Genomic DNA, 12,668 nt, shown 5'->3' with positions numbered 1-12,668 from the left:
TTTAAACCAGCTGTAGAACATTTAACTGGACTTCATATGGCGCTATGCGCAGACTAGAAACCATGTCAGTATTGCTCGCAGGATTTGCGCTGGGTCTATCCCTCATCATCGCCATCGGACCGCAGAATGCCTACATCATCAAGATGGGCATTAAACGCGATCATGTCGGCGCCATCCTGTTGGCGTGCTTGCTTTCCGACGTCATCCTCATCACCGGCGGCACCGCCGGAGTCGGCGTCCTCGTCGAGCGTTTCCCCACCGCGCTCGTCGTGGTCAAGTACTTGGGCGCGGCCTACCTCATCTACTTTGGGTTCACGTGCTTCCGCGACGCGTTTAAGAAGGAACAGGATTCACTGGTCATTGAGGAAACCGCACCGGTAGCGCAGGTCGTTGAAGAGAACTCGGGCAATTCGGGAGCTTCAGGAACCTCCGTACTCACCAAAATTCGCCCCCGCGTGCGCTCGAATTCCTGGGTCAAGCCGGTCCTCGGTGCGTTGGCGCTGACCTGGCTCAACCCCTTGGCCTACGTCGACGCGCTGGTCATGCTGGGCTCCATTGCCAACCAATATGGCGACCAGCGCTGGGTCTTCGCCGGCGGTGCGATTCTAGCCAGCGCCGTGTGGTTCCCCTCCCTCGGCTTTGGTGCCTACAAGCTCTCCCACGTGCTGGCCAAGCCGACGACGTGGCGCGTAGTCAACATCGTCATCGGCTGCGTCATGCTTGCGCTGACGGCGAAGCTCCTGCTTCTCTAGTTCTTCTTTGATTCTTCAGGGAGCTCTTCGTCTTCGGCGGGGTCTCCCACCGCGCCGGTTTCCTCGACCCAGGCCTTGATTTCTTCGTCGGTGCGGTCCTGCTCCACAGCCTCGCGCTCGGTGTAGTAGGAGTGGTCGTTGCGGTTTTCCTCCCACTTTTCTTTGTCGAAGTCGAGCTCTTCATCCGAGTCAAGCTCCTCCACCACATCGGAGACGAGATCCTCGAAGAGGGCTTCATCGTCCATGTTGGAGTCAGCGATCTGCTGGCCGATTTCATCGTCGTAACGCGCCGCGTCGTACTCTGTGTCGGGGTGCAGCTTGAGGTGCAGCAGGGCGCGGATGCGCTCACGGCGCAGGCCCTCGTCCTTAATCTTGCCCAGGGAACGCAGCCACCCAATCACCAAGATAGCCACGAGCACGATGCCCATGTAGCCCAGGACCGGGTAGACGTACTGCATCAGAGCCTTGAAGCCGGCGAAGGAGACGGCGAAGCCAGCGAGGCAGCCGGCGATAAAGATGATGCGGTACTTCGATTCCTTACCAGAAGACAAACGCTTGCCCAGCGCGTAGAACATACCGATGGCCGTGTTGAAGATCATCAGGTAAATGATGATGGCCATGATGACGCCAAGCGTCGGGTGGACGTTATCCACCAAGGTCAGCATTGGGATATCGGAATCGCCAACGTTCTCCGCGTTCATCAGCAGCGAGAAACCGGCGATGGCCATGAGCACCGCGTAGACCGCGCCACCCACGATGCCGCCGACGCCTGCCTCGCGCGGGCTGATGTTATCGCCGCCGATCACCAGGGACATCGATACCGCCAGGATGAGGGCCAGGCCGTTGTAGTTCAGCGCGGAAATGAGCCAGTGCGGGATTGGGGACTCAATCGCCTCGGAGGCGGCAATGGCCGCATCGACGTTGTCCGGCATGTGCAGCAGCGTGTAGGTGCCGGCGAAGAGCACCGCAATGATGATGGTCGGCGTCAGGAGACCGATGACCTGGGAGACCTTATCGACGTCGAACATGCCCGTGATAAGAACCAGGACGAGCATGAGCAGGGAACCAACCCAGGCCGGCCAGCCAAACTGCTGCTGCATGTTGGATCCGGCGCCAGCCAGCATGACAAAGCCCACCGCAAAGAGCGTGAGGATCACCGCGACATCCAGAATGCGCGAAATGATCGGGTGAGTAATGTTCCGGAAGACCTGGTTGTGCTCGCTGGCGTGGAAGTAGCTTCCCAGCTGAAGGAACACCGTGCCGGCGAGGGTCATGACCAAGCCGGCTACCAGGATTCCCCACATGCCCGGAATACCGAAGGACGTAAAGTACTGGACAACTTCCTGTCCCGTGGCAAAGCCCGCACCCACGAGCAAGCCAATGAAGGACAAAGCGATGCCCACGACGTTTTTATAAGACACGTTTTCCTATCTGTTTTCTAGTTTCTTCTTTTTATGCTTAGTGGCTAGTGCATAAAAACGCGCCATACTTTGGCACAAGCATGGCGTTACATAGGCTCTACCTTACGCCAACCTGATAGGAAAACATGTGTGCGGCTGTGGAGAGATTGCTCCTACAACCGCTCAAGCATGAGCCGGCTCACCTCTTAGTGCTCGGCAAACGTCGCGGTATCGATGACGAAGCGGAATTTCACATCACCCGCGACGACGCGCTCATAGGCCGCGTCTACCTCATCGACGCCCACCTTTTCGATCACCGCGCCCAGGCCGTGCTCGGCGCAGAAGTCCAGCATCTCCTGGGTTTCCGCGATGCCACCAATATTGTTGCCGGTCAGCACCTTGCCGCCGCCGACCAGGCGGTTAAGGTGCAGCGGCAGTGCTTCCGGCGGTAGGCCGACCACCGACATAATGCCGCGCGGCTTGAGGAGGCGCAGGTAATCTTCGAGGTCATACTCGGCGGAGATGGTGGACAGGATGAGGTCAAATTCGCCGCGGTGGTTCCTGAAGAAGTCTTCCTCTTCGGTGGTGGCCAGGGTACGGCTCGCCCCCAGCTTCTTGGCCTCCTCTGCCTTGCGCGAGGTGCGCGAGATGACCGTGACATCCGCGCCCTTGGCGGCAGCAATCTGCACGCCCATGTGCCCCAGGCCGCCCAAGCCTACGACGGCTACCTTCTGGCCTTCCTTGACGTCCCAGCGGGCCAGCGGAGAGTACGTAGTGATACCGGCGCAGAGAAGGGGTGCTGCCACGTCAAAATCAAGGGCCTCCGGGATGCGTAGGACGAAGTCCTGATTCACCACGATCTTTTCCGCATAGCCGCCCTGAGTAATCGTGCCATCGACATCCGTGGAGTTATAGGTTCCTACACCGCCCTTGAGGCAGTTCTGTTCCATTCCGGCTTGGCACTGCTCGCACTCGCCACAGGAATTCACCAGGCAACCCACGCCAACGCGGTCACCCACCTTAAATTTGGTGACCTCCTCCCCCACGGCGGAGACCACACCGGCGATCTCGTGGCCAACGGTCAGCGGAAAGTGCGCCTCGCCCCACTCGTTGCGGATGGTGTGGATATCCGAGTGGCAGATGCCTGCTGCTTTGATGTCGATGACAACGTCATCGGCGCGCGGCTCGCGGCGCTGGATGGTCACGACTTCGAAGGGCTCGTTCGGACCGGTCTTCTGCAGTGCTTTAGTAGAAATAGTCATGGCGACCACGGTACCCCGCAGCCGCCTGACCTCGCCTAATGGAAATCTCTACCGACTAGGAGAGCTTCTTCGCAATCAGCTTGTTGACCTGTCCTGGGTCAGCCTTACCCTGGGTGGCCTTCATGACCGCACCCACGATGGCACCGGTGACCTTCTTGTTGCCGGCCTTGTACTTCTCCACGATGTCCGGGTTAGCGGCCAGGGCATCATCGACGGCCTTCTCGATCGCGCCGTCATCGCGCACGACCTCGAGCCCGCGCTTGGCGACGACCTCGTCGACGTCACCCTCACCGGCCAGCACGCCGTCGACCGCCTGGCGAGCCAGCTTGGTGGTCAGCTTGCCTTCCTTGACCAGCTCAACAACGCGAGCGACCTGCGCCGGGGTAATGCCGAGAGTGCTCAGTTCAACGCCAGCCTCATTGGCCTTACCGGTCAGGTAGGACACCCACCAGGAGCGGGCCTCGTCAGGAGTGGTGCCGGCTTCCACTGTTTCGATAATGAGATCGAGAGCGCCGGCGTTGACCAGGTCACGCATCTCCTCGTCCTTGAGGCCCCACTCCTCCTGGATGCGGGCGCGGCGAATCCACGGCATCTCCGGCAGGGTCTGACGGATTTCCTCGACCCACTCGCGGGAGACAATCACCGGCGGCAGGTCCGGGTCGTTGAAGTAACGGTAGTCCTCGGCGGTTTCCTTCGGACGGCCCTTGGAAGTCGAACCATCCGTTTCCTGGTAATGGCGGGTTTCCTGGACGATCTCGCCACCGTCGACAAGCACCTGCGCCTGGCGCTGCATCTCAAAGCGCACCGCCTGCTCCACCGAGCGCAGGGAGTTGATGTTCTTGGTTTCGGTACGGGTGCCGAACTCCTCCTGGCCCACCGGGCGCAGCGAAACGTTGGAATCCACGCGCATCGAGCCCTGATCCATGCGGGCATCGGACACACCCAGTGCCGCGACGAGCTCACGCAGAGCAGAAACATAGGCGCGGGCGACCTCGGGGGCGCGCTCGCCAGCACCAATGATCGGCTTGGTCACAATCTCGATTAGCGGGATGCCGGCACGGTTGCAGTCCACCAGCGAGGTCGTTGCGCCGTGAATGCGGCCATCGGCACCCCCCAGGTGGGTCAGCTTGCCGGTGTCCTCCTCCATGTGAGCGCGCTCGATCTCTACACGCCACTCAGTGCCGTCGTCGAGGACGACGTCGAGGTAGCCGTCGTAGGCAATCGGCTCATCGTACTGGGAGATCTGGTAGTTCTTCGGCTGGTCTGGGTAGAAGTAGTTCTTGCGGGCGAAACGCGAAGATTCCGCAATCTTGCAGTTCAGCGCCAGGCCGATCTTGATGGCGCCTTCCACACCCTTGGAGTTCACTACCGGCAATGCGCCCGGCAGGCCGAGGGACACCGGGTCCACGTTGGAGTTGGGGGCTGCGTTGAAGTTCGTGGGCGAGGTGGAGAACATCTTGGTCTCCGTATTGAGCTCCACGTGAACTTCCATGCCCATAACGGGTTCGAACTTTTCAAGGACCTCGTCATAGTCCATCAGGTCATACATCGCAGCAGTCATGCGTGCCATCTTAGTATGTCAGCGCGACACCGTGCGCAACCGCCTAACCCAACAAGGTGATGCCGTGCGTAATGAGAATCTTGGCTATCATCGCCGCCGGATACACCATGGCATAGCCCAAGGCGACGCGCTGGTCAGTGTTCGTCCGATTGTTCACGAAAGCGAGCACCGCCGGTTGGGTTTGCGCGCCCGCCATAGCACCCGCGGTCTTCGTGGCACCGACGCGCAGGAAGCGGCGCATGACGAGTGCGAATCCAGTCGCCACCAGCGTCGTGATGATCATGCCGAGCAGGAGAATCTTCCACCAGGCTCCACCCGTAAAGGCACCGGCGATTTCCCCGCCCGCGTTTGTTCCGGCCTGGGCCAAGAAGAGCAGCAGTCCGAGTTCGGAGAGGATTGTGTTGGCCGAGTGCGGCAGTGCTGTGACGGTATTGCCGATGCGCCCGATACGCGCCATGATCAACGCCACGATGAGGACGCCCGCGGCAGCACCAAGGCTAAAGGAAGAGCCGCCTGGGAGCGGGATTTCGAGGTGGCCCACGAAAACGCCGAGGGCCATGCCGAGGCCCAAAGACACCGGGTTGATATCTGTCAGACCTTGCGAGGAATCACCAAGAAAAGTGGAAATCTCCCGCAGGGACTTCTTGGAACCGACGACGCGCACGCGGTCGCCGAGCTCCACGATGTGTTCGGGGATAGCGACCTGGTCATTATCGGCGCGACGAACTCGCGAGATACGCGCGCCCCAGCGATCCGCCAGCTGGTTATTCAGCTCAGCGATGGTCAGGCCCGCCAAGCTGTGCTCGGAGATAGTGATGCGGCGAAAGTCCAACTCGTGGCGGTCATCATTGAGGATCTGCGGGGACTCGCGCCCGGCTCGCTCAATGATGTTGTCCAGGTCCTCCGGGGCACCAACGAGCGTGACCACGTCACCGGGGTGCAGCACGTCGAAGAATTTCGGCAAAACGATAAGGTTGCTGCCCACGCGGCGCAGGCGTGTTACCTGCACTTCCCCATTGCCAATATCAGCGATCTCCGCGACCGAGATCTCGCGTTGAATCTGCATGTGCTGGCGCGTGACGGGTGACAGGGTGTCGTCGTCATTGCCGGCGTCGCGAAGCACGAGCACCGTGGCACCGAGCATGCCGATGACACCGAACAGGTAAGCCACCGCGTAGCCCACTGTAGCCGAGCCCGGATCGCCCGTGGCTTCCGACGCCGCCGCCAACGCCGGGGTATTCGTCACCGCACCAGCAAAAGTACCAGCGATGGTGGCATTCGATAGCCCAAAGACATAAGTGCCCAACCCCCACGCGGCAAGCGCCGCGATGATGAAGACTCCGATCATCGACAGCACTGGGCCCGTGGCCGTCTTCAGCGACTTGAAGAAGGACACACCGGAGTTATTGCCAATGCCGAAGGCAAAGAGCACCAAGCCGAACATGCCCAAGATAGGAGGAACGGAGGCCTCCACCCCGGCAGCTGATGCGGCTGCTGAGAAGGCGATGCCGAGAAAAAGCACGGCCGCCGCGCCCAAGCTGATGCCCCGCGTCTTGATGCCGCCGAGTGCCATGCCGACACCTATGAGCAGAAACACCAAGAGGACCGGCTGCTCAGCCAGATAAGCTAATACGCTTGTCATCGCTACCTTTAGAAACTATGGATGAGCTAACGGTGGTGTTTAGCCAAACAGGGCCTGTGCGTTGGCATAACGCTTGGCCGGAACCACCTTCAGCTTGCCCACTGCGTCCTCGAGAGGCACGAGTTCAATGTTCTCGCCATGGAGAGCCACACACATGCCGGACTGGCCGTTGTGCGCAGCACGGGCGGCATGGGTGCCGTAGCGAGTGGCCAGCACGCGGTCATAGGCCGTCGGCGTACCGCCGCGCTGGATGTGACCGAGTACGGTGGTGCGCACGTCGTAGCCGGTGCGCTTCTTGATCTCATCACCGATAACCTGGCCAATTCCGTTGAAGGTCTGGTGGCCGAACTGGTCCACACCGCCCTCTTCGAAGTCCATGGTGCCTTCCTTCGGCAGCGCGCCCTCAGCGACGCAAACGATGCCGTACTTCTCACCCATCTGGAAGCGGCGCTCCATGGCCTTGGTGATATCGGCGATATCGAACGGAACCTCGGGGATCACCGTGTAGTGCGCACCGCCGGCCATGCCAGCGTGCAGCGCGATCCAGCCAACGTGGCGGCCCATAACCTCGACGATGAGGATGCGGTCGTGGGATTCAGCGGTGGTGTGGAGGCGGTCGATCGCGTCAGTCGCCACGGATACTGCGGTGTCAAAACCGAAGGTGTAGTCGGTAGCGTTGACGTCATTATCGATGGTCTTTGGCACGCCCACGACCGGGATACCGTTATCGGAGAGCCACTTGGCACCCTTGAGCGTTCCCTCACCACCAATGGCGATGAGTGCATCGACCTCAGCATCAGCCATGTTGGCCTTGATGGTGTCCAACCCAGCCTTGAATTTATCTGGGTGGAGGCGGCCGGTGCCAAGGATGGTTCCGCCGCGCAGGAGGATGCGGTCGATCTCTGCGTCGTCATAAAGGTCACGGCGGCGGTCTTCCATCAGACCAACCCAGCCGTCCTCGTAGCCGACGACCGTATCGCCGAACTCGTTGGATGCGGTACGAACGACCGCGCGGATAACAGCATTCAGACCGGGGCAATCACCACCGGATGTCAGTACAGCAAGACGCATGACATCCAATCTACTCGCTTCCCTATAGCCTCGCAGTTTCCGCTACCGCATGCAGGGTGTCGCGGAAGAAGAGCGAAGCCACACACCCCGCCGCTAGCATCGCAACGATGACCACGAGGGAATCCGCGGCCCCCGCTACCTGCATAACCGCTGACACGGCGGCCACTCCGATGACCGACCCCACCTGCCTGGACGTGTTATAGACGCCGGATGCCGCGCCCATGAGATCTGCGTCAATATCGCGCATCGTCGTCGCGGCGTTGGAACCCCAGATGAAGGACTGTCCCGCCCCCAGCGCCGCGCAGGGCAGGCACAACCACCAGGCCGACACTTCAGTCTGCATGAGGAACCACAGTGCGAAGAAGGTCGCAATCAGGATGCCGAAGCCCGCGACCGCCAAACGACGTGGGTGCAGCTTATCCGCCAGAATGCCCGCCAAGGGCGACACGCACAGAGAGACCAGCGCCATGGGTGTGACGATGATTCCGGCATCGCGCGCCGACATGTCCTGCTCGACCTGCAGCCACATCATGATTGGAATCATCATCGACGCCGCCATAAAGCCCATGGACACGATGGCTACTGAACCTGCGGAGTAGTTGCGGTCCTGAAACAGCACGAGCGGGACGAGCGCCGCCATCCCCCGGGCCGATTGCAGGCGCACGAAAATATACATGCCAAGCACACCAGCAAGGAGCAGGACCCAAATCCACCACGGCCAACCAGTCTCTGGGCCCTGTTGCACTGCGAAGACGAAGCACGTTAACGCGATAAACGACGCCCCCACTGAGACGAAGTCAATCTTCCCCATCGCCGTTGGCAAGGAAGGCACCCACAGGCCGGATAAGACGATTGCGGCGACAACAAAAGGAATATGAACCCAGAAAACAGCTTGCCAGCCAAATGCAGCGACGACGAAGCCACCCAAGAGCGGCCCGGCGAGCGTGGCCAAAGACCCAACCACTCCCCAGACGCCGAGCGCACGGCCGCGCCGCTCCCGCGCGAAAATACGGTTGATGACGGCCATAGTCTGGGGCATTTGAATCGACGCGCCGAAACCTTGCAAGGCTCTTGCTGCAATAAGAAACTCCACCGAGGGCGCTAGCGCGCACAGCAGCGCGCCGATGCCAAAGAGCCCGACGCCCAACTGGAACATTTTCTTCTGGCCGTAGATATCGCCGAGGCGGCCGGTAAACAACAGCGGCACGACCACGGCGAGCAGATAGATGGCGGAGACCCACAGCACCTGGTTGACATCGGCGTGGAACTCACGGCGGACGTCGGGAAGCGCGACGGCAATCATCGATTGGTCGAGCAAGGACATGAAAAAGCCCAGTGATAGCGCGGCCATGGCGAGCCACGCTTGCTTCTCCGACGGCGGCGTTCCTCCGAGTTTCATGCAGCGAAGTCTAGCCACCGCACGCTCACGCGGCCTAAACTGAGGCGCATGGGAATGATTGATATCAAGAAACCGCAGGACGTATCGACGGCAGCGACCGTCACGCTGGGACTTATCGGCGGCTGGCTCACCGCCCGGGAGACTGGCATTCGCCCGCTTGGCGGCGTGGTGCTTGCCGCCGCTGGCGTGTGGGCGGGCCGCAGCTGGTGGGCTAAGACGAACCCGGCCACTACCGTTGGCCTGGCGGCTCTGTACACCGGCGCTTTTGGCCTCTCTCACCCGCTAGCTAAGAAGATGGGCTCCTGGCCGGCAGTCCTGACCATCACTGCCGCGAGCGCCGGCGCTGCCTACGCGCTTTCCGACGCCAAGTAGATCCCCCACCCACGCCCCCTTCGCGCTGTCACTGACGGACGGAGGGGGCGTTTTGCGCTCTTGCACAGGCAAAGAATCCAACATCTCGCCATCGAATGTGCTGGCTAACACATGGTGGCTACCCCCGTTTATAGTAACGACTTGACACGAATTCACCACGAGCTATAGCCATACGGGGTGTGTGGCACTAGAATCATGGTTAGAACACTTCTTCTAACACATGTTTATCTCGGGGGAGATACCCATGACCACTGCCACACGCCCGCCAACCTTTTTCTTCTCAACTACTAACCCGAATAACCCACACGCCATAGCCCGCGCCACAGCACGACGAGCCACCTACAACACCTGGGTCGGGGCTATGCCCAGCCTGCAGGCTGATATCAACACCACCGCACTATCCCTGGTTGCTGCCTGGTCACTGCCCGAAGGCCACATCAAATCCGGCCTGCGTGCTATCCACCGCCTAGATAGCCTGCCGAAAGTCAAAGCCATACAAGACACCCACTGCCTGCTCGACATCGAGTCCCTCATTGCTATTGATCAACCCATGTCAGCACTGACAGCCTTAACAGATGAAACCCTAGACTTCATCGACACCCTCCTAGCTGACTTCTTCACCCCTTCTAAGCCCAATCAGGCTTTTCCCACACGTAGTCAAATCAGGCGCAAAGTCCGCGATATCTGCAAAACCCTCGATAACTCCATCGCCTACCAGGACACCCGCCCTAAAAATACATACCGGTTTTCTTCTAACGGCACCTCAGCCTGGTTAGAACTGCACTGTGATGAAGACACCGGCATTAAACTCGATGCCTTCATCCACCACACCGCAACCAAGCACGATCTGACGATTCCGGAGGCAGTCATAAAGCTGCTTTCCGGTGAGATTAAGCCACCAGCTACCGTGGTGTTACACACCTACCAGGCCTGCGATATTGAGGATGCACCAACCTTTATTGAAGGCTTCGGCTGGCGGGCTAAGCCGATGCCGCATGATAAGACCCGGGACTTAACCGGTGACGTCGCCGAAGCAGATGGCTACCAACCAGGAATCATCATGCGCAAACATGTCGAAGGCCGTGACGGGACCTGCCGGGTCGGCGGGTGCGGCAAACCAGCTTTCCTTAGCCAGTTGGATCATCGGCATAACTGGGCTGAAGGCGGGCCCACCCATCCGAAGAACCTGGCGTGTTTATGCCAGGGGCATCACAACATGAAAACCGATGGCAGCCTCAAATACCTGCTGGACCCCTACAGCGGGGATGTCATCTGGCTATATGAAGACGGCACCTGGACTATTACCGAAGCCGACGGGCCGCTAGCACCCAAGCAGAAACGGTGGGCACAGACCGTAGCCCAACACATCACCGCCACCAGGAAACGCGTACGCGAGCAAGCCCAACACTTAAAACAAGAACTCGACGACTACGCACAACAACAAGCCAAAGCCAAAGCAGAAGCCAAGCATGAGAGCAAGACCGACGCTGATGCCGGCACCGACGACATCCCCTTCTAACCCCGTCGTCGAATGAGACGACGAAAGCCGAAGGGCCCCGTCGTTTCAAACGACGAAACCCGCCCAAGGAAACCGAAAGGAAAAGAGAAAGACTACGAACCAGCAAACACACACCGTCGGATAAAACGACGAAGGCCGGCGGCCTCCCACGTCAGTGAAAGACCCCGGCTCATGCGCACTACGGGCTGGCCCGAAGTGTGTCTACTACTTGCGCCCTGCTTCGTAGGCGGCGCCGACCTTGTACAGGCGGTCATCCTTAAATGCCGGTGCCATGATCTGCAGGCCGGTGGGCAAGTTGGTGTCGGATGCCATTCCGGAAGGAACGGACATGCCGCACACGCCGGCGAGGTTCAACGGCAGGGTGCACAGGTCGAAGTTGTACATCTCCATCGGGTCCTCGACCTTCTCGCCCAGCTTGAAGGCTGTGGTCGGGGTGGTCGGAGAAACGAGGACATCGACCTGCTCGAAGGCACGCTCGAAGTCCTGTGCAATGAGGGTGCGAACACGCTGCGCTTGGAGGTAGTAGGCGTCATAGTAGCCGACGGAAAGGGCGTAGGTACCCAGCATGATGCGGCGCTTGACCTCGGGGCCGAAGCCAGCCGCGCGGGACAGGGACATGACCTCTTCCGCAGAGTGGGTACCATCATCACCCACGCGCAGGCCGTAGCGCATGCCGTCGAAGCGGGCCAGGTTGGAGGAGACCTCACACGGCATGATGAGGTAGTAGGCAGCGAGAGCGTCATCGAAGTGCGGGCAGTCGACCTCAACGATCTCTGCGCCCTGAGACTTTAGCTGCTCAACGGCTGCGTGGTAGGCCTCCATCACACCCGGCTGCCAGCCATCGCGCTCGAATTGCTTGATCAGGCCAACCTTGACGCCGGACAGATCGCCATTAGCGCCCTCCTTGGCAGCGGCGACTACCGGCGCAACCGGCTTGTCCACGGAGGTGGCGTCGAAGGAGTCGTGACCAGCAATGATTTCGTGCAGCAGTGCGGTATCCAAAACCGTGCGGGCAGTCGGACCAGCCTGGTCCAGGGAGCTTGCAGCGGCGATGAGGCCGTAGCGAGACACCGTGCCATAGGTCGGCTTTACGCCCACGGTGTTGGTCAGTGCGGCCGGCTGGCGAATAGAACCACCGGTGTCGGTACCGATGCCCAGCGGTGCCTGACCAGACGCGAGGGCCGCTGCGGTACCACCACCGGAGCCACCCGGGGTGCGCTCGGTGTCATAGGGGTTGTGGGCCGGACCGTAGGCGGAGTTCTCGTTGGAGGAGCCCATCGCGAACTCATCGAGGTTCGTCTTGCCCAGGATCGGGATACCGGCCTCGCGCAGCTTGGTCACCAGCGTGGCGTCATAGGGTGAGACCCAACCTTCCAGCATCTTGGAGGCGGCGGTCGTCGGGGCGTCGGTAGTCACCAGCAGGTCCTTGAGCGCCAGCGGCACACCGGCCAAAGCGGAAGCGGGCGCTTCGCCAGCGTCGAGGGACTTATCGACAGCGTCGGCAGCCGCCAGCGCTTCCTCAGCACCAACGTGCAGGAAGGCGTTGAGTTCACCATCGGTCTCCGCGATGCGGTCCAGGAAGGCCTGAGTTACTTCGCGGGAGGTGAGCTCGCGGGAGTGAATCTTCTCAGCCAGCTCGGCGGCGGTCAGTGCGGTAATGCCCTCGGTGGGCGCAATGAATTGTGCCATT

Annotated in this window: 10 protein-coding genes; 3 read left to right on the top strand and 7 right to left on the bottom strand. The window is 60.5% G+C overall.

Annotated elements, in window-relative coordinates:
* Positions 1-62: 62 nt before the first annotated feature.
* The gene (locus FME68_RS00565) at positions 63-752 is read left to right on the top strand and encodes a LysE/ArgO family amino acid transporter (RefSeq protein WP_158395368.1); all 690 of its coding nucleotides are present in this window, start codon (positions 63-65) and stop codon (positions 750-752) included.
* On the opposite strand, the gene FME68_RS00560 is transcribed toward FME68_RS00565, so the two are convergent.
* From FME68_RS00560 to FME68_RS00535, 6 genes are all read right to left on the bottom strand, one after another.
* On the bottom strand, positions 749-2,173 hold the full coding sequence (locus tag FME68_RS00560) for a YkvI family membrane protein (protein ID WP_328287658.1): 1,425 nt from the start codon (positions 2,171-2,173) through the stop codon (positions 749-751). The genes FME68_RS00565 and FME68_RS00560 overlap by 4 nt on opposite strands.
* Positions 2,174-2,358: 185 nt before the next feature.
* Positions 2,359-3,414 (bottom strand): NAD(P)-dependent alcohol dehydrogenase, encoded by a 1,056-nt coding sequence (locus FME68_RS00555; RefSeq protein WP_158395366.1) that lies wholly within the window; start codon positions 3,412-3,414, stop codon positions 2,359-2,361.
* Positions 3,415-3,469: 55 nt separating this feature from the next.
* The gene (gatB, locus tag FME68_RS00550) at positions 3,470-4,975 is read right to left on the bottom strand and encodes an Asp-tRNA(Asn)/Glu-tRNA(Gln) amidotransferase subunit GatB (RefSeq protein ID WP_010186967.1); all 1,506 of its coding nucleotides are present in this window, start codon (positions 4,973-4,975) and stop codon (positions 3,470-3,472) included.
* Between the two features lie 43 nt (positions 4,976-5,018).
* The gene (locus FME68_RS00545; RefSeq protein ID WP_144013544.1) at positions 5,019-6,617 is read right to left on the bottom strand and encodes an aspartate:alanine exchanger family transporter; all 1,599 of its coding nucleotides are present in this window, start codon (positions 6,615-6,617) and stop codon (positions 5,019-5,021) included.
* 39 nt (positions 6,618-6,656) lie between these two features.
* On the bottom strand, positions 6,657-7,688 hold the full coding sequence (locus FME68_RS00540) for a 6-phosphofructokinase (protein WP_070511628.1): 1,032 nt from the start codon (positions 7,686-7,688) through the stop codon (positions 6,657-6,659).
* A 22-nt stretch (positions 7,689-7,710) separates the two neighbouring features.
* Positions 7,711-9,087, bottom strand: coding sequence for an MFS transporter (locus tag FME68_RS00535; RefSeq protein ID WP_158395364.1), 1,377 nt, complete (start codon positions 9,085-9,087; stop codon positions 7,711-7,713).
* Between the two features lie 48 nt (positions 9,088-9,135).
* Between FME68_RS00535 and FME68_RS00530 the strand changes: the two genes are divergently transcribed.
* Both FME68_RS00530 and FME68_RS00525 read left to right on the top strand, forming a co-directional pair.
* Positions 9,136-9,459, top strand: a complete 324-nt coding sequence (locus FME68_RS00530; protein ID WP_158395362.1) for a hypothetical protein — start codon at positions 9,136-9,138, stop codon at positions 9,457-9,459.
* 244 nt (positions 9,460-9,703) lie between these two features.
* Positions 9,704-10,978, top strand: a complete 1,275-nt coding sequence (locus FME68_RS00525; protein ID WP_158395360.1) for an HNH endonuclease signature motif containing protein — start codon at positions 9,704-9,706, stop codon at positions 10,976-10,978.
* Between the two features lie 204 nt (positions 10,979-11,182).
* On the opposite strand, the gene gatA is transcribed toward FME68_RS00525, so the two are convergent.
* Positions 11,183-12,667, bottom strand: coding sequence for an Asp-tRNA(Asn)/Glu-tRNA(Gln) amidotransferase subunit GatA (gene gatA / locus FME68_RS00520; RefSeq protein WP_070547388.1), 1,485 nt, complete (start codon positions 12,665-12,667; stop codon positions 11,183-11,185).
* Position 12,668 lies beyond the last annotated feature (1 nt).

Origin of the sequence: Corynebacterium hiratae (assembly GCF_009708045.1) — a bacterium.
Taxonomy (GTDB): Bacteria; Actinomycetota; Actinomycetes; order Mycobacteriales; family Mycobacteriaceae; genus Corynebacterium; species Corynebacterium hiratae.
The sequence above is the reverse complement of the archived record's forward strand: the minus strand, read 5'-3'. Positions and strand labels throughout refer to the sequence as shown.

Bases quoted from the DNA above. Each gene is read 5' to 3' on its own strand.
- FME68_RS00565 (WP_158395368.1), top strand. From the start codon at position 63: ATGTCAGTATTGCTCGCAGGATTTGCGCTGGGTCTATCCCTCATCATC.
- FME68_RS00555 (WP_158395366.1), bottom strand. From the start codon at position 3,414: ATGACTATTTCTACTAAAGCACTGCAGAAGACCGGTCCGAACGAGCCC.
- gatB (WP_010186967.1), bottom strand. From the start codon at position 4,975: ATGACTGCTGCGATGTATGACCTGATGGACTATGACGAGGTCCTTGAA.
- FME68_RS00545 (WP_144013544.1), bottom strand. From the start codon at position 6,617: ATGACAAGCGTATTAGCTTATCTGGCTGAGCAGCCGGTCCTCTTGGTG.
- FME68_RS00540 (WP_070511628.1), bottom strand. From the start codon at position 7,688: ATGCGTCTTGCTGTACTGACATCCGGTGGTGATTGCCCCGGTCTGAAT.
- FME68_RS00535 (WP_158395364.1), bottom strand. From the start codon at position 9,087: ATGAAACTCGGAGGAACGCCGCCGTCGGAGAAGCAAGCGTGGCTCGCC.
- FME68_RS00530 (WP_158395362.1), top strand. From the start codon at position 9,136: ATGGGAATGATTGATATCAAGAAACCGCAGGACGTATCGACGGCAGCG.
- FME68_RS00525 (WP_158395360.1), top strand. From the start codon at position 9,704: ATGACCACTGCCACACGCCCGCCAACCTTTTTCTTCTCAACTACTAAC.
- gatA (WP_070547388.1), bottom strand. From the start codon at position 12,667: ATGGCACAATTCATTGCGCCCACCGAGGGCATTACCGCACTGACCGCC.